The sequence below is a fragment of the Pseudolactococcus hodotermopsidis genome (assembly GCF_011170085.1).
In the GTDB taxonomy this organism is placed as follows: domain Bacteria; phylum Bacillota; class Bacilli; order Lactobacillales; family Streptococcaceae; genus Pseudolactococcus; species Pseudolactococcus hodotermopsidis.
Map to the genome: position 1 here is coordinate 15,612 of NZ_BLLI01000014.1, position 22,715 is coordinate 38,326.

Here is a 22,715-nt window from a genome sequence, read left to right on the forward strand (position 1 = left end):
AGTACCTGAAGAAAGAATGAGAAAAATATGAGCAGTATTATCAAATTAAATAATGCGACAAAAAAATACAATAATGGCACAACGGCTTTACGTAATATTTCAGTTGATATTGAGGCGGGAGAGTTTGCCTATGTTGTTGGACCATCAGGTGCTGGTAAATCAACTTTTATCAAACTTTTATATCGCGAAGTACCGCTGAGCAAAGGCGAGGGCGTTGTTGCTGGCTATAATCTTGCCAAACTCAAGAAACGTGAAGTCCCTTTATTACGCCGTTCAATTGGTGTTGTTTTCCAAGATTATAAGCTGTTACAAAATAAAACGGTTTATGAAAATATTGCCTATGCCATGGAAGTTATCGGTAAACGACCGCGTGACATCAAAAAACGTGTTATGGAAGTGCTTGACTTGGTTGGGCTAAAACATAAAGTCCGCTCTTTTCCAAACGAACTTTCTGGTGGCGAACAGCAACGTGTGGCGATTGCACGCTCTATTGCCAATGCACCAAAAGTCTTGATTGCTGACGAGCCGACTGGTAACTTAGATCCTGAAAATTCTTGGGAAATTATGAATTTGCTAGAAAAAATCAATATTCAAGGCACAACGATTTTGATGGCAACGCATAATTCACAAATTGTGAATACGTTACGTCATCGCGTGATTGCTATTGAAAATGGTCGGATTGTGCGCGACCAGATGGAAGGAGACTATGGTTACGATGATTAGAACATTCTTTAAACACCTGTGGCAATCAGTCAAAAATCTCCGCAGAAATGGTTGGATGACAGTGGCAGCAGTTTCTTCTGTGACGATTACACTCTTTTTAGTAGGTACTTTTCTAGCCGTTATTTTTAATACGACAAAATTGGCGACTGATTTGGAACATAATGTTCGGGTTTCAGCCTTTTTGAAAGTTAGTGTGCATGATAATGACGAAGAAATTGCCGATCCAAATGATACCTCAAAAATGATTGCTAACCCTGATTATCACAAAGTTTACGATGAAATTGAGAAAATTCCAAATGTGACCAAAATTACCTATTCGAGCAAGGAAAATGAGTTGGATAAGGTCGTTAAGACACTTGGCAAGGAATGGAAGATGTTCACGGGCGATAGCAACCCGCTTTATGACCTTTATTTGGTTGAAGCAGACAAGCCTGAGAATGTCAAATCAGTTGCGAAAGCCATTGGTAAAATTTCAGGTATTTATCGTGCAGACTATGGTGGTACTAACACTGAGAAACTTTTTAGATTGTCAAATGTTATCCAAACTTGGGGACTTGGAGGTGCTGCTTTGCTCTTATTTGTTGCTGTTTTCTTGATTTCAAATACGATTCGAATTACGATTATGTCGCGACAAAGAGAGATTCAAATCATGCGTTTAGTCGGTGCAAAAAATGGTTATATTCGTTGGCCGTTTTTCCTTGAGGGGGCATGGGTTGGCTTGATTGGTTCAATCGCACCAAGCATTCTTATTGCCTTTCTTTATCGTATTAGTTATGTGGCGTTTCAAAAATCACTTGCTCAAGAAGAACTATATCTGCTTAATCCGACTAGCTTTGTTCCGCAAATTATCGGTTTAATGATTGTGATTGGTGTTGTGATTGGTTCAATTGGCTCGATCATTTCGATGAGACGTTTCTTGAAAATTTAATGTTTGAAATAAAATGGTTGAAAAATATCAAAATTAAGTTATAATAAAATAAAGCAATGAAGTCTGGTGGCGCAGGTGGAGCTAAAATTTAATACGAGTGCTTGGCAGTTGCCAAGAATTCAGGTGGAACCGCGTCTTTAATAGTAAGGCGTCCTGATACTAGAACACAGTGTGTTTTTGGTGTCAGGACGTTTTTGCGTTCTGTACGCCATTTTCAAACGAAAAAGATGGAGGAAATTATGTCTAAAAAACTAACATTTCAAGAAATTATCCTAACGCTCCAAGAATTTTGGAGCAAACAAGGTGCAAATCTCATGCAGGCTTACGATAATGAAGTTGGTGCGGGGACGATGTCGCCCTATACTTTTTTGCGGGCGAATGGTCCTGAGCCGTGGCACGCCGCCTATGTGCAGCCGTCACGTCGGCCAGCTGACGGTCGTTATGGCGAAAATCCTAACCGACTTTTTCAGCATCATCAGTTTCAAGTCGTGATGAAACCTTCGCCTAAAAATATCCAGCAACTTTACTTGGATAGCCTTGCTGCGCTTGGGATAAATGCGCTTGAGCATGATATTCGATTTGTTGAGGATAACTGGGAAAATCCGTCGATGGGTGCGGCGGGGATAGGTTGGGAAGTTTGGCTTGACGGTATGGAAGTGACACAGTTTACTTATTTCCAACAGGTCGGCGGCATTGAAGTTGATTCTGTCACGTCTGAAATTACCTATGGCTTAGAGCGTCTCGCCTCTTATATCCAAGAGGTTGCGTCAGTTTATGATCTCGAATGGGGCAATGGCGTGCTTTATGGCGATATTTTCACAGAACCCGAGTATGAGCAGTCAAAATTTGCTTTTGAAAGCTCAAATCAAGAAATGTTGCTGACACTTTTTGATACTTATGAGGCTGAGGCGACAAAATTGCTTGATTTGGGACTGGTTCATCCAGCTTACGACTTTATTTTAAAATCTTCGCATACTTTTAATTTACTCGATGCGCGTGGTGCGGTTTCTGTGACTGAGCGTGCGGGTTATCTGCAGCGTGTGCGGACAATGGCGCGTAAAGTTGCTCGGACTTTTATCAATGAGCGCGCAAAACTCGGTTTTCCTTTGCTTAAAGAGGCGCTTTTGCGTGATAAATATCTCGGAGAAAATGGGAAATACACAGAAGTTGCGGGAGGTGACAAATAATGGCAAACTATTTACTTGAAATTGGTCTGGAAGAAATGCCAGCACATCTGGTAAGCGCTGCGGCAAGGCAATTGGCAACACGTGTATCAGATTTTTTGATTGACAATCGTGTGACTTTTGAAACTGTGACAGAATTTTCAACACCACGTCGTTTGGCAGTACTTGTCAGTGGTTTAGCAAATGAATCAGAGTCAATCGACGAAGAAGTCAAAGGTCCATCTGCCAAAATCGCCAAAGATAGTGAGGGAAATTGGTCAAAAGCGATTCAAGGTTTCTCACGTGGTCAAGGCGTGACACCCGATGATTTGGTGCTAAAAGGCGATTATTACTATGCCAATAAACATACTTCAGGCTTTAAAACAGCAGATATTTTAATAAAAATTGGTGCTGATGTGATTTCTAAGATGAATTTTTCAACTTATATGAAATGGGCAAACAACAATTTTCTCTTTATCCGCCCGATTCAATGGCTTGTTAGCTTGTTAGATAGCCAAATTGTTGCATTTACCTTGCTTGATGTGACGGCAAATGCAATGACGCGCGGTCATCGTTTTTTAGCAGATACGCCGATTGTACTTGAGCAGGCGACAGATTATGAAAATGCTTTGAAAAATGCTTTTGTTGTTGCTGATTCTGCGGTGCGAAAAGCCTTGATTGTAGCACAAATTGTAGAAATTGCTGACGATAACGATTGGACTATCTATCTTGTGCCCAATTTGCTTGAGGAGGTCAACAATCTTGTTGAGTATCCGACAGCTTTTATTGGTAATTTTGATGCCAAATATTTGGCTGTACCAGAAGAAGTTTTGGTCACGTCAATGCGTGAACATCAACGTTATTTTGAAGTTCGTGATTTAACTGGCAAATTGCAGCCGCATTTCATTTCTGTGCGAAATGGCAATGCTGAATTTATTGAAAATGTTGCGCGTGGCAATGAAAAAGTACTCGTTGCACGGCTTGAAGATGCTGAATTTTTCTGGCGTGAAGACCAAAAATTAAAAATTTCTGATTTGGTTGAAAAACTCAAAAAAGTCACTTTCCATGAAAAAATTGGCTCCGTTTACGAACATATGAGACGTGTCAAAATGATTGCTGAAAAGATTCGCCAACAGGCTCATTTGCCAGAAGAATATGCTGAAAAACTTGACCGTGCGGCTGATATTTACAAATTTGACCTTTTGACAGGCATGGTCGGTGAATTTGATGAATTGCAAGGTGTCATGGGTGAAAAATATGCGCTATTAGCTGGAGAAGATGCAGCAGTTGCGACAAGTATTCGGGAACATTATCTGCCAACGTCTGCTGACGGTGCTTTGCCAGAGACAGCGATTGGTAGTGTGCTTGCGATTGCCGATAAGTTAGAGTCAATCTTGTCATTTTTCACAGTTGGTTTGATTCCGAGTGGCTCAAATGACCCTTATGCCCTGCGTCGTGCGACAGCCGGCATTTTACGGATTATTGACAAGCAAAAATGGACGATTCAACTTGCTGAACTCATCGCTGAGCTTTATGAGTTGCCGCTCAATGGTTTCAAATATGCTAAGTATGATGAGGTTATGACCTTTATCAATGGTCGCGTTGCCAAAATGCTTGAAGGTACTGCGCGCCATGATATTGTCGAGGCTGTGCTTGCGACAAGTTCACTTAATGTGGCTAAACTTACTGCTATCGCTAACTATATTGACGTCAAATCAACTGAATCAACTTTCAAAAATTCAGTTGAAAATCTTGCACGTGTGTTTAACTTGGCAGATAAATTAGAAAATGAACCAAGCATTGATGAAACGAAATTTGAAAATGAGTCTGAAAAAGCTTTGTTTGCTGCAAGTCAAACATTAAATATGACAGCTGATATTAACCAAAATATTACCCAACTTTTCAGTCTATCAAAACCAATCAGCGATTTCTTCGACAAAACAATGGTTATGGTAGAAGATGAAACGCTCAAAAATAATCGTTTGAGTTTGCTTACTAATATTACCGAAAAAGCTAGTGAAATTGCTGATTTTAGGTTGATTAATACTAAATAAATTGCTGGGAGAAAAATATGGTAACACCTCAAGATATTGAACGCATTAATGCGCTTGCACGTAAGAAAAAATCGGTTGGTTTGACAAAAGCAGAGATGCTTGAACAAGCTGAACTCCGTAAGGCTTACATTTCTGGTGTCAAATCAAGTTTGCGCCATCATGTTGAGTCAATCAAGGTCGTTGACCCTAAGGGGAATGACATCACACCAGAAAAAGCAAGAAAAGCGCAATTTGAAAAAGGGTTGCGTGATACTTTATAAGTTAAAAAATCATGTTGACGTTTTTCAGCATGATTTTTTAATAATTTTTTTAGAGAAATTTGGAAAGTTATTGTTTGCAGTTGATTTGGAAAATAGTTATTTCACATATAAAACAAATTTATTGATTATAATCCGCTTAAATAAAAGAGGAAAACTAACATACATAGGTTCATTTTAACATGATTAGACGAAAAATCGTAATAAATGTTGAAATAATTGACTTTCTTCTCATTTTTATGCTTAAATAATAATTGAAATGAACATTAGTTTCGCAAATTAATAATTTGATTTACAACACACTAACCCAAAAAGCGAGCTAAATTTCATAGTAAAGGAAGTGATAAATTGGCAAGAAAATTCAGTCCAACACTAGATACACTTGGACGTTTTGTTTTGGATAACAAATGATATACACGTCGTTTGATTCACGCAGTTTTAGGGTTGGATGTCAAAGATTTAGAAATTTTGGATGGCAAACAATTCCGCCGAACTGAAAATGACCTTGGCGAATCTGGCATCTTCTACACTGAGGTTGATGTGCTTGCGAAATTGGATAATGGTAGTCAAGTGATTATTGAGATTCAGGTCGCAAAGCAAAAAGCGTTTTTGAAACGACTCTTGACTTATTCTGTTGAACAAATGGTTAATAATTTTGAAAAAGCACGTGAAACTGTCGATTCGACACACTCAGCTTATTCGTTTGTTCAGCCTGTTTATATCGTCAGCATTTTATTTGAAAATTTTTCAAAGACGATGTGCCATTTCAAGATTATACTTTAAAAGATAAAAACAGCGAAACACCTTTTGAAGATACATCGGCTCAAGAACTTGTGCACGATGCTTTTCTTGAGTTGAAAAAGTATGATGTAGATAAATTAAGTGGCGCTCTCAAACAATGGTTTCAATACTGGGCGAATCTTGATTTTGACGAAGATACAGATACGATTATTTTGGACGCAGATAATCTATTAGATGAATCTAAATGGAATTCGGAGGAAAAGAAAATGATTTCAACAGATGTTAAGCGGATTGAGGATTATAAGGCTACTTTGGAGCAAGCAATTGAAGATAAGGCAATTACGGCAGCTATTAGTTTCTTGAAAGACGGTCTTTCTCCAGAACAAGTAGCTAAAGGGCTTGAGCTCAGTCTTGATTTGGTCAAACAACTTCAAGAAGAAAATGGTCTGAAACATGCTTAATTAAAAGGTTTATCTTAGCACCTTTCTCGCTCCTGCTTTTTGTTTGGGGCATTTTTTATACAAAAAATAAAGCTCACACTCTATTGAGGTAAATCTTATTTGATATGAAAATTATGTATTATATACTCGCTTAAATATAAAAAAAGTTATAAAGCTTTTGAACTATTTTTCGTCAATTTTAGTCAACGGCTAAACCACGTTGTTCATAGCTTTTACGTAAGCCAGGCGACAAGGCGAAGGTATACAGGTATACGGTGCGACTTATTGTTCAATGCCTAAGCGATAAATCGCTTAGGCACGCTACACATAGCTACTTATCTAAGCGCTAAAGCGCAAAGATAGTAGCCAAACGACGAAGTGGTGGATCTAGTCTAAAGCGTAATCTTTTTATAGTTAAATGAGTATAATATAAGATTGAAATTTGTGAATAGTAACACCTTAAACTGTTATATTCACTTTATAAGCAAAAAAACAGATTTCAGTCAATTCTTCGTCAACCATTGAACCGTATATCTACACGTTTGCGATTGATTTTCTTGTCTGCTCTATCTCAAAATATTGCATTTCATTTTTACACTTGAACGCGTATATTTTAGAAGATACTAGACTTTTTTCTGAAAATTCTATTTAAATTATGGTATAATTGAGTAAATACAAAATTATAAAAGCGACTATAATTTAGGTAACAAATGAAAGGGAATCAAACATGACTTTTGACAATACCGACCAATTGGCGGTTAATACAATTCGCACACTTTCTATTGAGGCGATTCAAGCAGCAAATTCGGGTCATCCGGGTCTTCCTATGGGTGCTGCACCGATGGCTTACGTGCTTTGGAGCAAATTTCTCAATGTTAATCCATTGACACACCGTAACTGGTCGAACCGTGATCGTTTCGTCTTATCTGCGGGGCATGGCTCGTCTATGCTTTATAGCTTGCTTCATTTGGCGGGCTATGACTTGTCAATTGATGATCTCAAAAATTTTCGTCAATGGGGAAGTAAAACGCCAGGTCATCCAGAAGTTGATTGGGTTGACGGTGTTGAGGCAACGACAGGACCGCTTGGTCAAGGCATTGCAAATGCTGTCGGTCTTGCTATGGCTGAGGCGCATTTAGCTGCGACTTACAACCGTCCTGGCTATGAAATCGTTGACCATTATACTTATGCGCTCAATGGAGATGGCGACTTAATGGAAGGCGTTTCGCAAGAGGCAGCATCACTTGCCGCACAGCTCAAATTAGGGAAACTTGTCCTTTTATATGATAGCAACGATATTTCACTTGACGGACCATTATCAAAATCGTTTCCAGACGACATCAAAATGCGTTTTGAATCTTACGGTTGGCAGCATATTTTGGTAAAAGATGGGAATGATTTGACAGAAATTGAATCAGCGATTAGTCGTGCCAAGGCAGAAACTGATAAGCCAACGATTATCGAAGTCAAGACTATCATTGGTTATGGTGCTGAAAAGCAAGGAACATCTGCGGTTCATGGTGCGCCACTTGGTGCCGATGGCATTCTTTATGCGAAAAAATCATATGGTTGGGAGTATCCAGACTTTACTGTGCCAACCGAAGTTACTAAGCGGTTTGATGACACTTTGCGTGCGCGTGGCGAGCATCTTGAGCAAGTTTGGCGTGAGACTTTTGATGCTTATGCTGAAGCTTATCCTGAACTTGCTAAGCAATATGCTGATGCTTTTAGTAATAAAACGCCTGAATTAGAGCTTGGTAAATACGAACTTGGTACAAGCGCCGCCAGTCGTGTTTCATCACAAGAAACAATTCAAAAATTATCAGCTCAAATGCCCAATCTTTGGGGGGGGTCTGCCGATTTGTCAGCCTCAAATAACACGATGGTCAAATTAGAGAGTGATTTTGAAGTTGGCAATTATGCTGGGCGTAATATCTGGTTTGGTGTGCGTGAATTTGCTATGGCGGCTGCTATGAATGGGATTGCCCTCCACGGTGGTACGCGCGTATATGGTGGCACATTCTTTGTTTTTTCAAATTATCTGCTCCCAGCTGTTCGTATGGCTGCCTTACAAGAGTTACCGACAGTTTATGTCTTGACCCATGATTCGATTGCAGTTGGTGAGGATGGTCCGACCCATGAGCCAATTGAGCAATTAGCTAGCTTACGCTCAATGCCTAATTTGAATGTTATTCGTCCCGCTGATGGTAATGAAGTGGTTGCTGCTTGGCGTCGTGCTGTGACTGAAACGAAACGGCCAACTGCCTTGATACTCACACGTCAAAACTTGCGAGTGCTTAATCGAACAGCTGAATTAGCTGAAGAAGGTGTTAATCGCGGCGCTTATATCATTTACAAAGAAAAAGGAGTGCTTGACGGTATTATTATCGCGACTGGTAGTGAGGTAAAACTTGCGCTTGATACCGCCGATGAGCTTGAAAAAATTGGTAAATCCGTTCGTGTTGTCTCAATGCCGGCGCAAAATATTTTTGATGAGCAGTCTAGTGAATACAAGGAAGAAATTTTGCCTAGCAGTGTGACAAAACGTCTGGCAATTGAAGCTGGTACTAGCTTTGGTTGGGGCAAATATGTTGGACTTAACGGTCAAACACTTACAATTGATACGTGGGGTGCAAGTGGCCCTTGCGACCGTATTTTTGAAGAATATGGCTTTACGGTTGAGAATGCTGTTAAGCTGTATGAGAAGATGTGATGTGAACTTTAAAAAAAGTAAACTGCGACTATTTTTAGTTGCAGTTTTATTGTTAGCTAAAATGTTCAGATTACTAGCTTTTAATGAGTAATCGTCATGTATTATCTCATGCAACAGTCATTTTATAAATGATTGACTTGCTATTACAAGAATCTTTGATAAAATCAGCAAAATCAAGTACAATAAGATAAACAACAAAATTAGAAAAGTAGTGATATGGCAACCAAAACTAAACAACTGACTTTATTTGGCTTTTTTGCCCTGACCGCCTCAATGGTGCTGGATGTTTACGAATACCCAACATTTGCAACCTCACAACTCAATCTTATCTTTTTCCTGATTGTCGGTGGCTTGCTTTGGTTTTTTCCCGCAGCGCTTTGTTCAGCTGAAATGGCAACGATTCCCGAGTGGGAAAAAGGCGGCGTTTTTACGTGGGTCAGCGAAACACTTGGCGAGGGTTTCGGGTTCATGGCAATTTTTTTTCAATGGTTTCAGATAACTGTTGGTTTTGTGACCATGATTTATTTCATGATAAGCGCTCTATCAAACGTTTTATCGTGGTCAGCACTTGATAGCAATCCCATCCTCAAAACGATCGCTGTTCTTGTTATTTTTTGGCTCGTCACATTGAACAGCTCGGTGGGACTGGTTTTACCGAATTTTATCAAAGGAGCTTGAAAATGACACAAACTTTAAAGGAATTCGCTGATTATCTTGGTGTGACAACGGACACAATTCGACATTACGAGAAAATCGGTCTGCTAACACCAGCTAGAAAGGCCAATAATTATCGTGCTTTTGGTGCGACTGAATTAGAGAAGATGAAATATATCGAGGTCATGAAAGCGGGTGCATTCTCTCTCAAAGAGATTCAATTTTTTATGAATCTGCTCTATGGTAGCCAGTCTACAGGCGATTGTGTGCAAATATCGCAAAATATTTTGACGCAGAAAATCATAGAATTTGAAGAACAAATTGCCATCTATCAGAAGATGATTGCGATGTGCCAAGCCTTTCTTCCAATGATTGCGACAGTTGGCGAGACTTCAAAAATGACTGATTTGACAGCAACAGTTGATGAAATGTTTGAATTGATTCGGCTGAAACGTATCGGCGATTAAGACAGGTTGATTATTTATCTTGCTATCATACTATGTTATAAAAACTGTGACTAAATTTAGTCACAGTTTTCGAGCATATCGGCTAACTTTTGTCAAAAAATTCTGCCGTTTTTGTAACGTATTGACTTCTCGCCCCATATTGCCTAAAATCATAATTTTCTTAGTTTTAACACCACAATGAGTTAAAACTGCATTTTTTAAACTGGCAATGCCGTAGGAATCGGGGACAGAAATCACGCCAGAAAAGAGACGATACCAAAAGCTTGGCGCCATAGAAGTCGCAATAATGTCAGCCGTTTTACCAGTCAAAAGCTTTTTAAACTGCCGTCCGAGCATGAAATTTAGAAGAAAATGTCCCTTTTGATTGGCCGAATAAGCAAGACGAGGTGTGAAAACACGTTCAATCCAACCTGTCATAAGGCTTGGCATCGAACTCCACCAAATCGGATAAATAAAGATAAAATGTTCCGCCCATTGAATCAAGGCTTGCGATTTTTCGATTGCCAAATCCTCTGGCATATGTTGCCGATAACCCAAACGCAAAACGGGGTCAAAGGTCATTTTGGCAAGCTCTAATGTTTCAATCTCGTGTTTATCAGTGTCTAAATTTTTGACAACTGCATCAAAAATGGCACTAGAAAAACTTTTCTCATCGGGATGACCATTAATGATTAGAATTTTCATTTATTTATTCCTTTTTTCACTTTGTTTTCAACTTGTGCGACACCTTGTGAGAGTTTTTCAAAAAATGTGAGCAGTTGTGAGAGTTCGGCAGTTTCAAATGACTGGAAAAGGGTTTCAAGTGTCAGACGTTCAATTTCTCGCGTTCGTTTTTCGCATGCTAAAGCTTTTTCTGTCAATTCGATAAAAATTGCATTTTGTTTGCCACTTTTAAATCGAATATACTCTTTCTTTGCCAATGATTGTGCGACTTTCTTCACATTTTGGCGTGAAGAGCCCATTTTTTGGGCTAAAATGCTTAGATTATTTGGTTCATTAGTCGCTTGGAGCAAAGAAATCAGCATGTATTGTTTCATGGTGACGTTATCTTGCAACTGATTGCCAACCGTTTGTAATTTATTTTGCAAGATAAAAAGCCTTGTGACAATTTCTTGCATTTTAGGGTCAATTTTATTAGATTTCGACATGTTTTCCTCTTAAATAGTAACTAATTACTATTATACCGTAACTGCTTACCATTTACAAGAATCTTTGATAAAATCAGCAAAATCAAGTACAATAAGATAAACAACAAAATTAGAAAAGTAGTGATATGGCAACCAAAACTAAACAACTGACTTTATTTGGCTTTTTCGCCCTGACCGCCTCAATGGTGCTGGATGTTTACGAATACCCAACATTTGCAACCTCACAACTCAATCTTATCTTTTTCCTGATTGTCGGTGGCTTGCTTTGGTTTTTTCCCGCAGCGCTTTGTTCAGCTGAAATGGCAACGATTCCCGAGTGGGAAAAAGGCGGCGTTTTTACGTGGGTCAGCGAAACACTTGGCGAGGGTTTCGGGTTCATGGCAATTTTTTTTCAATGGTTTCAGATAACTGTTGGTTTTGTGACCATGATCTATTTCATGATAAGTGCTCTATCAAACGTTTTATCGTGGTCAGCACTTGATAGCAATCCCATCCTCAAAACGCTCGCTGTTCTTGTTATTTTTTGGCTCGTCACATTGACACAGCTTGGTGGGACTGGTTTTACTGATAAATTGGTCAAGTTTACCTTTGCGCTCGGTATTGTTTTGCCAGCAGTGATTTTGCTGGCACTTTGCGTGGCTTACGTCCTTGGTGGCAATCCCTTGCAATTTACTGGCGTTGGGGCTAGGGTGATACCCGACTTTCGCCAAGCAGCGACCCTCGTCGTTTTTGTCTCATTTATCCTAAGCTACATGGGTGTTGAGGCCTCGGCGACTTACTCGAATGAACTCAAAAATGTTCAGCGCAACTATCCGATTGCCATGCTCATGCTAGTGATTTTCGCAATTGTCATCAATTCGATAGGCGGGCTGTCAGTCGGCGCAATTATCCCTGTGAAAGACCTGTCCTTGAGCGGTGGTGTGCTACAAGCGTTTGAGAAGTATCTGGCGCATTTTGGCTTGGAGAGCCAAGTTTTGCTGAAAGTATTTTCAGTCCTAATCGCGCTAGGCATTTTGGGAGAAGTTACCTCATGGGTCGTAGGACCTGCGCGTGGTCTGTTTATGGCAGCACAAAAAGGGTTACTCCCCCCTATTTTCCGCAAGACAAATCAGGCTAATGTCCCAGTGCCGATTGTGCTTTTACAAGGCGGTATTGTCAGCATTTGGGTCATTGTTCTGACGCTTTTTGGTGGCGGTAATAATCTGTCCTTCCAAGTTGCGCTATCATTGACAGCGACGATTTATGACATGATGTATTTGATATTTTTCATCGCTTATCTCGTTTTAGTGCATAAAATGCCAACGCTCAAAGGCGATTATCAAGTTTTCGGCGGGAAGATTGGCAAAACGCTTATCGCAAGTTCGGGTATTATCTGCTCACTTGTCGTTTTGGGCATCTCATTTGTCGTGCCAAGCGCCATTGCCAAAAATGAGGGGACGACTTATCAAGTGATGCTAGTGACGGGGTTTCTGTTGACAATGGCGCTGCCAGTCGCGATTTATCAGCTTAACGATAAGACGAAACACAAGGTGATTCACAAACCTCTGCATCTGGTCGCTGATGAGGTAAATGTCTTTGTGCATCCCAAGGCGCGTGGCGAGCATCGGATTGTGGCGGATGAGGAGCGGAATTGAGGCATATCTTTTTATATACTCGATTCGCTAAATAAGATATTGTAATATCGATATTTCTAATCTTCTGTTATTAAAAGATTAGAATAGTTTTCAATATCAGAGTTGATTAAACTGCTACCTTGCCAATCTCCCCATTTTCCACTATAATAGAAAAGTAATAATACGTTATTTTCAGCTAATTAATCGGTGTTGGGATTTAGGCGACTTATTGGGAAAATGATGTTTTTGAAAATCGCTTTGATAAAGCGCTATTAAGACGTTAGGAGGAAAGTAAATGACAATTAGGAAAAAGGAATTTTTAGCAATCGCTCAAAAAACGATGTGTCTCAATTCAGAATATGCTTTGGACGTTTTGATTCGGATTGCGCATCATTCTAGCGCAATTGAGGGAAATACTTTGTCGCTTAGTGATACGATAACGATTTTGATAGATGAGATGACACCTAGTCATTCAAAGTCATTGCGGGAATTGTACGAAGTCGCCAATCACAGAGAAGCATTTGCTGATTTGTTAGTACAAGTTGCAAGTCTGGAGAAGTTGACTGTTCAATTTGTTAAACAGATTCAAGCCGATTTGGTTGATCATATTCGAGAAGATAAGGGGCAGTTTAAAACGCAACAAAATGCTATTTTAGGGTCAATTGAGAGATTAGCAACACCTGCTGAAACGCCTTTTTTAATGACACAATGGGTAGAAAATTATGATTGGCAACTTAACAATTTGCGAGATAGACATCTGATTGAAGCGATAGCGCAAAGTCATATTGAATTTGAGAAGATTCATCCTTTTTCAGACGGCAATGGTCGAACTGGAAGATTGTTGATTTCTTATGCAACACTTGTGACATTTGGTGTACCGATTGTGATTGACAAAGAACAGCAGGCGCTCTATATTGAAATGATTCAAAATCGTGATGTGATGGCGCTTGCTGATATGATAGAGAAAAATGTTACTTTTGAGCTTGAACGGCAGAAGATGTTTGTTTATCAGAGTTCGCTTGATGTGGAGTGATAAAATTAACCAACTATAAAAATGAAAGTGTTAGAGAAATCTGGTGCTTTTTTCATGAGAAGTCAAAAGCAACAAAAATAGAGATTCTAATCATAAACATTTAATTTAAAACTCTTGCACACCTAAAGATTTTCCACTATAATAGAAAAGTATCAAAAATAACGTGGTTCGTAACCATCCCACGAAAAAAAACTAGGAGCTTATTATGTCACACTTAACACAACTTGGTAGCAAAGGTACCGAGTATCCGACGGATTATGCGCCGTCTGTGCTTGAAACCTTTGACAATCAGCACCCCGACAATGATTATTTTGTCAAATTTAATTGTCCAGAGTTTACCAGTCTTTGCCCGATTACGGCACAGCCTGACTTTGCGACGATTTACATCTCGTATGTGCCAAATCTGAAAATGGTTGAGAGTAAGTCGCTGAAACTTTATTTGTTTTCTTTTAGAAATCACGGTGATTTTCATGAGGATTGTATGAACAAAATCATGAAAGATTTGGTTGCGCTGATGCAGCCGAAATATCTTGAGGTTTGGGGCAAATTCACGCCGCGTGGTGGGATTTCGATTGATCCTTATGTCAACTATGGCGAGAAAAACACGCCGTGGGAGCAGGTGGCTTGGGAGCGCTTGACTCAGCATGATTTGTATCCCGAAAAGGTGGCTAATCGATGAAAATGTCAACTTTTCCCCAAGCGCTCGTTGTTTTCTCGGGTGGTCAGGATTCGACAACCTGTCTTTTGCAGGCGATTCATGACTATGGACGTGAGAATGTTCACGCCATCTCCTTTCACTATGGTCAGCGCCACAATATTGAGCTAGATAAAGCCAAATGGCTCGCCCAAGATTTAGGTGTCACGCATAAGCTGGTCAATATATCAGAATTTACGCAACTCACGTCAAATGCGCTGATGGATGAAAACGCAGAGATTTCCCAAGCCCGTGGTGCTGAGTTCCCAAATACTTTCGTTGCGGGGCGAAATGCCGTTTTCATCTTGCTTGCAAGCATTTACGCAGAAAGCCAAGGCATCAAAAAAATCATCCTTGGCGTTTGTGAGACCGATTATTCGGGCTATCCCGACTGTCGCGATGTGTTTATCAAGAGCATGAATGTGGCGGTCAATCTGGCGATGGCAAAGGATTTTCAGCTGATAACGCCGCTCATGTATCTTGATAAGATACAGACTTGGCAAATGGCGGATGAGCTTGGTGCGCTTGACTATATCAAAAATCACACGCACACTTGTTATTTGGGCGTTGACGGCGGTTGTGGCGAGTGTCCTAGCTGTCAATTGCGCAACAATAGTTACGAGAACTATCTAGCTTTAAAAAATTAGAAAGGAATGAGCTATTTCTGGCTCATTTCTAAGTTAGAATAGCTTGTTATAAAATGAACAACAAAAATATCAAATTTCTAGCAACATCAGCGATTATCACAGCACTTTACGTCACTTTGACCCTGGTTTTCGGTGCTTTTTCATTCGGAATTGTCAATTTTCGGATTGCCTCTATGCTGAATCATGTGATATTTATTAATAAAAAATATGCTTTTGCCATTATCCTAGGCTGTGGTATTGCCAACAGCACCTCGCCACTTGGTCTCATGGATGTTCTTGTTGGCGTGTCAATGAATGCGATTGCATTGGGCTTAACGATTCTCATCACATCGAAAATGTCGTATTTGCCTGCCAAACTTGCCGTCAATACGCTAACGATTGCTGCCCTGATGTTCATGGTAGCCTTGGAGCTTGTCTACGCTTTCCACATGCCATTTCTTGCAACTTATGGCACGGTTGCCTTGGGACAATTTGTCTCTGTTGGCATTGGTGCTGTCCTTTATCAAGTCGTTTTTGGACGAACAAAGTTGGCTGAGAAATTAGCTTGAATTAGAAAGAATACTCAGAATTTCAAGAAATTCTAAGTATTTTTTTATTGAGTCAAATGGCTTGTTTAAGCACCAAAATTAAGTTATAATTAAATGTTGGAAACGCTTACGATATAAAAATAGGAGTAATATGAAAAAACAAGAAACACGCAAATTTGGTCTACTCATGTCAATCGCCATGATTATCGGCATTGTCATCGGCTCAGGCATCTTTTTCAAGGCTGACGATATTTTAACGCAGACAAACGGCAACGTTCTCATGGGCTGTCTGGTCTTGTTAGTTGGCGCACTTGGCATCATTTTCGGTGGCATTACCATGGCGGAGTGGGCGAAAATTACTGACGATGCGGGCGGGCTGATTTCCTATGCTGAAAAAGCCTTCGGCAAATTTTTTGCTTTTCTGCTCGGCTGGTTTCAAGCCATCGTCTATTTTCCCGCATTGACAGCGATTATCGCCTTTGTGGCGGCGAATTACACGATTTCGCTCTTTCCAAAACTAGCGCTCGGGCAAATAGGCATTTGGCTGTTGAGCCTTGTCTACTTGCTTGCAACCTATGCCCTCAACATTTTTTCAAGTAAAATGTCGGAAATTTTTCAAACATCGGCGATGTTTATTAAGTTAGTGCCGTTATTGTTAATTGCCATTTGCGGTATAATTTTCGGCGATCCACAAGCGATAACCTCGCATACCATTTCTTTACCTATCATCATGTCATCAACAGGTGCAATCGTTGCTGTTGCTTTTTCATATGACGGCTGGACAGTAGCGCCGTCAATTTGTCATGAAATCAAAAATGCCAAACGCAATCTGCCACTTGCTTTAATCATCAGTCCATTAGTTATCTTAGCTGTTTATGTCAGCTATTTTGTTGGCATTTCACTAATGATTGGCCCAGATAAAATCATGCAAATGGGTGATTTGGCATTTGCAGCAGCAGCGGAAAAATTATTTGGCACGTTTGGGCAGAAACTCATGCTTGTTGCTGTGATTATTTCTGTTTTAGGTACGGTAAATGGGCTGACCGTTGCGACAATTCGCGCACCCTATTTCCTAGCGCTCAGAAAAGAATTGCCACAAAGTGAAAAAATCGCCAAATTACATCCAAAATTTAATCTGTCAATTCCTTCCGTCATCATCAGTTTTATTGTTGTTTTGGCGTGGTTAGCCATTCACTTTTTGTCAATCAAAGTGCCTGTCATCAGCAAACTTCAAATTGACATTTCATCAATTCCAATTGTTATCATGTATGTTTTCTATGCTCTTTTATATGTTGGCGTGATAATTCGCACGATGAAAGGCTTGATTCACAATAAAATTGTTGGTATTCTTTGTCCGATTCTGGCAATTTTCGGCGCTTTGATGATTTTATATGGCGGTTTGACCGCTTCAAATGCCATGATTTATATTGTCGTGTCACTTTTGATTTTAGCTAGTGGTGCTGGCTTGTATGCTCGATTAACTAAAAAGGATGACCAAAAGTCTTACTCTTAGCGTGGAGATGAACTCTAAATTTAGCCTTGTCTTGAACCTTAACATTAGTAAAGCTGTTTCTTGAATTGGGTATTTGCAACATTCCCAAAAATAGTGTATAATAAACACATGCGATGAGTCGATTTGGAACGCAAGTTCCTCATTTACGCTACGGATAATCGGGGCATAGCCCGTCAAGGATTGATGGATTATTGCTTGCGAGTGTGAACCTTTCAAGCACATGAAAATGCCGTATTAAAATCTTGATGAGTTTTTCTCATCAAGGTTTTTTTTATTTAAAAGTCAAAAGTTTTGACACATTTATTTTTTAAGTAGCTCATGTTTTGTTGCCATGTTTTAAACATCTGTTATAATGTTTTTCGGCACCTCTTTGTTTAGGAGGGAGGTGTTAAGCATGTTTAATTCATCACAGAAGTAGTAGCAAACGTCATCTCAGGCGTATTGCTTATCATCATTGACAAGATGTTGATAACCTAGACAGGTTGTCAACACACGCCGTTAGGTGCAAAAAAGAGCCGTGTATTGACGTACATGGCTCTTTGTGTCTAACTCATCACAGATTTCCGATAGTTATCACATATCATAACCAAATCTTTAAAAAAGAGTTGTAAAATATTAGTTTTGTGGTATAATGAATAGTAAATATATTATTTACATAAATGTTATTTAAAATCGACTAAAGGAGATGATATTATGAAACATGAAACAAGTATAAACAGGAGAGGAAAGACTTATCTTCAAACGTGGCAATCAGTTAAAACATGGTTATATGCTGCTTCAATCTTGCTTTTAGTTTTCAGTAGCAGTGGCAGTGCTTTAACTGTTTTGGCAGATGAGTTGACATCAACTGTACCGCAAACTCAGTCAGTCAATCCAGAAGCGACCTTACCTGTCTCTTCTGAGGATGAAGCAACTTTAACGCCAGAGGAGTCAGTGCCGCAAGAACAGCTAGAAACAACATCAGATAAGTTGGATGAGATAGCCACTCCTCTACCAGAAAATCAACCTGTCATTCATGATGCTCCTATTGATGATAGTGGTATTCTTTCTGTTAGATCGGAGCCAAATGTTGTGACGAATGAAAGCTCAACTACTGTGCTTGAGATTGATTATTCTGCAAATCTTGGAGATTTACTCACAATTTCTTTGCCTGCGGGAGCAGATATGCAGGGAGAGTTTGAGGATTTGGGTGAAAACGGAGGATCTGTCGAAGAACCAATAACAGATGGTGAGACTGGCAAAATTACTGGTTACAAAATTCGTTTTTGGGATAGCAAAAGTATTAAGTTTTATATGACTTTGTCTTTTGCGGATGTCAACAATCTTCAAGCAACTTTAGATGATATTGTGAATGGAACAGGTCTTAAAGCAGTCAAACCTGGTAACTTTGAAACCACTTTTTTAGCCGTAAAACTTGATGGTACAAGCTATAAGACAAGTTGCGTGACTAATGTAGAGGCTGGCGTGTATATCGCTGGTAACGATTGGAAGTTATCAGGGATTTCAAAGTCTTATATGGGAAATAAAGATTATACGTTTTCTGTTTCAGGCTTTACTACTGAAGGTTCAGCGAATGGTAAGAATGGACCGCTAATATGGGAGGGGGATAAAACTACTTTTAAGCTAGATATTCCAGCAGGTTTTGAGTTAAATGTTGATAAAAGTCCAGGTTGGACACAACCAGCTGGTGTTGGAACACCAATCTATCGTTTAAACGCTAAAGATAGTCCTAGTTTTGTAGGGCAATTTACTAGTCCAATCGGAGAGTATTCTAGTCAAGCGAAGACGTCAACTATTACAGGTTATTTTGGTTACTCAACCGACCCAGTAGAATTACCTATGACTCAACCATTTAAGATTACAATTGTTGAGCCAGACTATACTGCTAAACCCAATGTTTCGAACTCGGATAGTACGGTAACAGTAGCAAATCACTCTAACGTATTTCGTGACGAAAAGACTAACTATGCCTTTAGCAGTACGTTTGGGGTGCCAACTACGCTTCCAAATTTGTCAAATGTTAATCAGACTTTGGTAGCACCACCTGATGGTTCTACTATTAGCGCTTTTACGTTGATATTTAACCCTGAAAGCAATGAAAAAAGTCAAGTTCGGACAAAGATTACCTATTCAGATGGAAAAATTGACATATTTGAAAATGAAATGTCTGGCGATAACAATTCTCAAAAGTTTGAAGCAACTTCTCCCATAACAATTGTGAAGATAGAAAATATTTGGGATAATCTGGAGACGGGTTCTACGATTAAAATGATGGTAGAGGCTGAATCTTTAGAGATTTTTTCAGATAATAAGGTTATAGAGGATAATGATCAAAGAGATGTTGTAGTAAACTATAACTGGGGATATAAAGGGAGCGATAAACTTGGTTCTATTGAGACTAAGAGTAAGGTCACTTATCGGACTAAATTATTTAATTATGAGTTGATATTAGAAAAACCAAAAGAGTCTACGGCGCAATTTGGTGATGGTAAAACATACAATTTTGGACTCTCTGTGCCAGCGACTGGTAATGATACAACAGTAAAAAATGTAATCGACCCTATTGTTTACTATTTACTTCCTAAAGGAACACAGTATCTGGGGGTTGACTATGGGTCTGTTTCAAAACCTGAGTTTTCAACTTATCAAATCGAAACTGGACAGACAGTTGTCAAATTAGACTGGACTGGTACTGGAACACTTGTCACGACAGAACTTCTTAGTGGCATTAAGATAGCGTATGGGACACTTGAATACGGAAAAACTTTGAAAACGCAAATGGCGGTTTATTTGTCGACGAAAAATGACTCAGACTTAAATCTGTCAATTTCTTCATGGGGTGGTGAGGGAATTATAAAAACACCCCTTGGATCTGAAATAGCTAGTCAAGTGACTCAAAAAGAGGCTAAAACAGTCTTTTTAGGGGCATCTGAGATAACAATTAACTCTACTTTAGACCTAAAAAATGGTTTGATGATAGAAAGTAACACTGGAACAATTGGGACCAAAGCTCTTAATGATGTTATTAAAGGGGGAGAACATCACCTAATAGTTGCTATGGTCAATACAAAGACAAATTCAGTGATGACTAAGATGAGGGGAATAGTCAATTTGCCTGACAGTGCAGACGGCTTACGTCTGGAGTTGAATGGGGCAGCTGTTGAAATTGTTGATGAGAATAACAAAGTTTCAAGCGATGTTCGTGTTCTTTATTCGACCAAGACGCAGGAAGTAACAGATGATTTGAGTTTGACAGGTTACGTGTCGGCGGAGGATGTAAAGAGTTGGTCTGACATTCGTTCATTTATTGTAGTTGCTGATGATATGCCAGCTGATACGATATATTATGTGCGTATGCTAGTAACTGCACCAAATTTTAAGGAGGAAGTGTGGCAGGAAGTGACGATTGACTTAACTACAGTCGCTGATACGCTACCTCAACATAGCTCTGTCATAGATGAATTTGTTGATGCTAGTACGCCCAATGAAGAGAAAACTATTACTAAAACAATTCGTTATGTTGCTGTTGATGAAAATGGTAAAGAAGAAGAATTAACTAAAAGCTACATTGATTCGGTAGTTTTCAAAAAAATATTTGATGCCACAACAGGTAAAATAACATATGCTCCTGAGTCAGCACCACTTGGTTTTCAAGAGTTACCTGAGATTAAAGGTTATAAAGTCAAAACTGTGCCTTCAGGTAGTGAGATAGAATCTACTGTAAAATTTGGCGATGCCAATATTAATTTGACCGTTGTTTATGAAAAACTTGCACCAACTGTTACGACAAAAACAGTGACTAAAACGATTCATTATGTTGACGAAAATGGTAAAGAATTAGCTACAAGTTACACAGATTCAGTGACATTTACCAAAACAGTTGATGCGGTAACAGATGAAGTGACATATAGTCCTGTGTCAGCAAAACTTGGTTTTCAAGAGTTGCCTGAGATTAAAGGTTATAAAGTCAAAACTGCGGAGTTAGGTAGCGAGATAAAATCTACTGTAAAATTTGGCGATGCCAATATTAATTTGACCGTTGTTTATGAAAAACTTGCACCAACTGTTACGACAAAAACAGTGACTAAAACGATTCGTTATGTTGACGAAAATGGTAAAGAATTAGCTACAAGTTACACAGATTCAGTGAAATTTACCAAAACAGTTGATGCGGTAACAGATGAAGTGACATATAGTCCTGAGTCAGCAACACTTGATTTTCAAAAGTTGCCTGAGATTAAAGGTTATAAAGTCAAAACTGCGGAGTTAGGTAGCGAGATAAAATCTACTGTAAAATTTGGCGATGACAATATTGATTTGACCGTTGTTTATGAAAAACTTGCACCAACTGTTACGACAAAAACAGTGACTAAAACGATTCATTACGTTGATGAAGAGGGCGAAAAATTAGCGCCAGATTATGAAAAATCCGTAGAAGTTAAAAGTAATTTAGAGTCTGAAAACTTGTCAGGACAACCTAATCCTCCGATTGAAGGATATGATGTTAAGGAAAGTCCAGAATATGCGGAAAAAGATTCAGTTGTCAAATTTGGTGATAAAGATATTGAATTGACTGTTATTTATCGAAAACAAGCAACTGATACAGTTACTAAGACGATTCGTTATGTTGATGAAGATGGTAAAGAGTTAATTGAAAGTTACAAAGAGTCAGCAACATTTAAGAGAACTTATGATATTGCATCGGCTAAAGATGTTTATAGTCCTGTGTCAGCAAAACTTGGTTTTCAAGAGTTGCCTGAGATTAAAGGTTATAAAGTCAAAAAAGCAGATACAGGCAGTGAGATAGAATCTACTGTAAAATTTGGCGATGACAATATTGATTTGACCGTTGTTTATGAAAAACTTGCACCAACTGTTACGACAAAAACAGTGACTAAAACAATTCATTACGTTGATGAAAATGGTAAAGAATTAGCTACAAGTTACACAGATTCAGTGACATTTACCAAAACAGTTGATGCGGTAACAGATGAAGTGACATATAGTCCTGAGTCAGCAACACTTGATTTTCAAAAGTTGCCTGAGATTAAAGGTTATAAAGTCAAAACTGCGGAGTTAGGTAGCGAGATAAAATCTCGTGTAACATTCGATGATGAAGCTATTAATTTGACTGTTGTTTATGAAAAACTTGCACCAACTGTTACGACAGAAACAGTGACTAAGACTGTCCATTACATTGATGAAACTGGTAAGCAAATTGCGCCAGACCATACTGTGTCTGTAACACTTACTAAATCAGTTGATGCCGTGACAGATGAAGTGACTTATACGCCAGTTGATGCCCATCTAGCAGGTCAGAATGCCCCAACAGTACCAGGTTATGTTGTCCAAACTGTCCCAGATGGTGCACAATCTGATTCTATCGTCAACTATGGCGAC

At 39.2% G+C, this 22,715-nt stretch carries 18 protein-coding genes, 1 pseudogene and 1 riboswitch; of the genes and pseudogenes, 17 read left to right on the forward strand and 2 right to left on the reverse strand.

Features of this window, described 5'->3' with window-relative positions; genetic code table 11:
• The first annotated feature begins 27 nt into the window (after positions 1–27).
• The 10 genes and pseudogenes from ftsE (at position 28) to Hs30E_RS03665 (ending at position 10,140) form a co-directional block, all read left to right on the forward strand.
• The gene (ftsE, locus tag Hs30E_RS03620) at positions 28–723 is read left to right on the forward strand and encodes a cell division ATP-binding protein FtsE (protein WP_172208017.1); all 696 of its coding nucleotides are present in this window, start codon (positions 28–30) and stop codon (positions 721–723) included.
• On the forward strand, positions 716–1,651 hold the full coding sequence (gene ftsX, locus Hs30E_RS03625; RefSeq protein ID WP_172208018.1) for a permease-like cell division protein FtsX: 936 nt from the start codon (positions 716–718) through the stop codon (positions 1,649–1,651). The genes ftsE and ftsX overlap by 8 nt, the downstream gene beginning before the upstream one ends.
• A 239-nt stretch (positions 1,652–1,890) precedes the next feature.
• On the forward strand, positions 1,891–2,838 hold the full coding sequence (gene glyQ / locus Hs30E_RS03630; protein WP_371864131.1) for a glycine--tRNA ligase subunit alpha: 948 nt from the start codon (positions 1,891–1,893) through the stop codon (positions 2,836–2,838).
• On the forward strand, positions 2,835–4,868 hold the full coding sequence (gene glyS, locus Hs30E_RS03635; RefSeq protein WP_172208042.1) for a glycine--tRNA ligase subunit beta: 2,034 nt from the start codon (positions 2,835–2,837) through the stop codon (positions 4,866–4,868). The genes glyQ and glyS overlap by 4 nt, the downstream gene beginning before the upstream one ends.
• A gap of 17 nt (positions 4,869–4,885) precedes the next feature.
• Complete coding sequence (locus tag Hs30E_RS03640; protein WP_172208019.1) at positions 4,886–5,128, forward strand: DUF896 domain-containing protein; 243 nt, start codon at positions 4,886–4,888, stop codon at positions 5,126–5,128.
• A 420-nt stretch (positions 5,129–5,548) separates the two neighbouring features.
• Positions 5,549–5,908 carry a PD-(D/E)XK nuclease family transposase gene (locus Hs30E_RS03645; RefSeq protein ID WP_172208021.1) on the forward strand — a complete coding sequence of 120 codons (360 nt, stop codon included), beginning with the start codon at positions 5,549–5,551 and terminating at the stop codon, positions 5,906–5,908.
• Positions 5,884–6,327, forward strand: a complete 444-nt coding sequence (locus Hs30E_RS03650) for a metal-sensitive transcriptional regulator (RefSeq protein WP_172208023.1) — start codon at positions 5,884–5,886, stop codon at positions 6,325–6,327. Before Hs30E_RS03645 ends, Hs30E_RS03650 begins: the two co-directional genes overlap by 25 nt.
• 706 nt (positions 6,328–7,033) lie before the next feature.
• Positions 7,034–9,019: a transketolase gene (gene tkt / locus Hs30E_RS03655; RefSeq protein ID WP_172208024.1), complete on the forward strand. Its 1,986-nt coding sequence runs from the start codon at positions 7,034–7,036 to the stop codon at positions 9,017–9,019.
• A 216-nt stretch (positions 9,020–9,235) separates the two neighbouring features.
• Positions 9,236–9,708: pseudogene (locus Hs30E_RS03660) on the forward strand (amino acid permease); the annotation flags it as partial.
• Complete coding sequence (locus Hs30E_RS03665) at positions 9,700–10,140, forward strand: MerR family transcriptional regulator (protein ID WP_172208026.1); 441 nt, start codon at positions 9,700–9,702, stop codon at positions 10,138–10,140. The pseudogene Hs30E_RS03660 and the gene Hs30E_RS03665, both read left to right, overlap by 9 nt.
• Positions 10,141–10,200: 60 nt before the next feature.
• On the opposite strand, the gene Hs30E_RS03670 is transcribed toward Hs30E_RS03665, so the two are convergent.
• Entirely contained in the window at positions 10,201–10,824 is a 624-nt protein-coding gene (locus Hs30E_RS03670) for an NAD(P)H-dependent oxidoreductase (RefSeq protein WP_172208027.1), read from the reverse strand.
• Positions 10,821–11,288, reverse strand: coding sequence for a MarR family winged helix-turn-helix transcriptional regulator (locus Hs30E_RS03675; protein ID WP_172208028.1), 468 nt, complete (start codon positions 11,286–11,288; stop codon positions 10,821–10,823). Before Hs30E_RS03675 ends, Hs30E_RS03670 begins: the two co-directional genes overlap by 4 nt.
• A 125-nt stretch (positions 11,289–11,413) precedes the next feature.
• Between Hs30E_RS03675 and Hs30E_RS03680 the strand changes: the two genes are divergently transcribed.
• The 7 genes from Hs30E_RS03680 to Hs30E_RS03710 form a co-directional block, all read left to right on the forward strand.
• Positions 11,414–12,922 carry an amino acid permease gene (locus Hs30E_RS03680; RefSeq protein WP_172208029.1) on the forward strand — a complete coding sequence of 503 codons (1,509 nt, stop codon included), beginning with the start codon at positions 11,414–11,416 and terminating at the stop codon, positions 12,920–12,922.
• Between the two features lie 274 nt (positions 12,923–13,196).
• Positions 13,197–13,934 carry a Fic family protein gene (locus Hs30E_RS03685; protein WP_172208030.1) on the forward strand — a complete coding sequence of 246 codons (738 nt, stop codon included), beginning with the start codon at positions 13,197–13,199 and terminating at the stop codon, positions 13,932–13,934.
• A gap of 157 nt (positions 13,935–14,091) precedes the next feature.
• A riboswitch (PreQ1 riboswitch) is annotated at positions 14,092–14,136 on the forward strand.
• Between the two features lie 3 nt (positions 14,137–14,139).
• A complete protein-coding gene (gene queF, locus Hs30E_RS03690; RefSeq protein ID WP_172208031.1) occupies positions 14,140–14,613 on the forward strand; it encodes a preQ(1) synthase in 474 nt (157 codons plus the stop codon).
• 2 nt (positions 14,614–14,615) lie between these two features.
• Complete coding sequence (queC, locus tag Hs30E_RS03695; protein WP_172208044.1) at positions 14,616–15,275, forward strand: 7-cyano-7-deazaguanine synthase QueC; 660 nt, start codon at positions 14,616–14,618, stop codon at positions 15,273–15,275.
• A 53-nt stretch (positions 15,276–15,328) separates the two neighbouring features.
• The gene (locus Hs30E_RS03700) at positions 15,329–15,823 is read left to right on the forward strand and encodes a QueT transporter family protein (protein WP_172208032.1); all 495 of its coding nucleotides are present in this window, start codon (positions 15,329–15,331) and stop codon (positions 15,821–15,823) included.
• Between the two features lie 130 nt (positions 15,824–15,953).
• A complete protein-coding gene (locus Hs30E_RS03705; protein ID WP_172208033.1) occupies positions 15,954–17,315 on the forward strand; it encodes an APC family permease in 1,362 nt (453 codons plus the stop codon).
• Positions 17,316–18,008: 693 nt separating this feature from the next.
• Positions 18,009–22,715 (forward strand): mucin-binding protein (locus Hs30E_RS03710; protein WP_172208035.1); only part of this gene is annotated, 4,707 nt, incomplete at its 3' end.

What these genes read in the sequence shown, in the direction of transcription:
- queC (WP_172208044.1), top strand. Translation starts at nt 14,616, where the DNA reads ATGTCAACTTTTCCCCAAGCGCTCGTTGTTTTCTCGGGTGGTCAGGAT.
- Hs30E_RS03675 (WP_172208028.1), bottom strand. Translation starts at nt 11,288, where the DNA reads ATGTCGAAATCTAATAAAATTGACCCTAAAATGCAAGAAATTGTCACA.
- queF (WP_172208031.1), top strand. Translation starts at nt 14,140, where the DNA reads ATGTCACACTTAACACAACTTGGTAGCAAAGGTACCGAGTATCCGACG.
- Hs30E_RS03705 (WP_172208033.1), top strand. Translation starts at nt 15,954, where the DNA reads ATGAAAAAACAAGAAACACGCAAATTTGGTCTACTCATGTCAATCGCC.
- Hs30E_RS03680 (WP_172208029.1), top strand. Translation starts at nt 11,414, where the DNA reads ATGGCAACCAAAACTAAACAACTGACTTTATTTGGCTTTTTCGCCCTG.
- Hs30E_RS03670 (WP_172208027.1), bottom strand. Translation starts at nt 10,824, where the DNA reads ATGAAAATTCTAATCATTAATGGTCATCCCGATGAGAAAAGTTTTTCT.
- Hs30E_RS03640 (WP_172208019.1), top strand. Translation starts at nt 4,886, where the DNA reads ATGGTAACACCTCAAGATATTGAACGCATTAATGCGCTTGCACGTAAG.
- ftsX (WP_172208018.1), top strand. Translation starts at nt 716, where the DNA reads ATGATTAGAACATTCTTTAAACACCTGTGGCAATCAGTCAAAAATCTC.
- ftsE (WP_172208017.1), top strand. Translation starts at nt 28, where the DNA reads ATGAGCAGTATTATCAAATTAAATAATGCGACAAAAAAATACAATAAT.
- tkt (WP_172208024.1), top strand. Translation starts at nt 7,034, where the DNA reads ATGACTTTTGACAATACCGACCAATTGGCGGTTAATACAATTCGCACA.
- Hs30E_RS03685 (WP_172208030.1), top strand. Translation starts at nt 13,197, where the DNA reads ATGACAATTAGGAAAAAGGAATTTTTAGCAATCGCTCAAAAAACGATG.
- Hs30E_RS03665 (WP_172208026.1), top strand. Translation starts at nt 9,700, where the DNA reads ATGACACAAACTTTAAAGGAATTCGCTGATTATCTTGGTGTGACAACG.
- Hs30E_RS03700 (WP_172208032.1), top strand. Translation starts at nt 15,329, where the DNA reads ATGAACAACAAAAATATCAAATTTCTAGCAACATCAGCGATTATCACA.
- glyQ (WP_371864131.1), top strand. Translation starts at nt 1,891, where the DNA reads ATGTCTAAAAAACTAACATTTCAAGAAATTATCCTAACGCTCCAAGAA.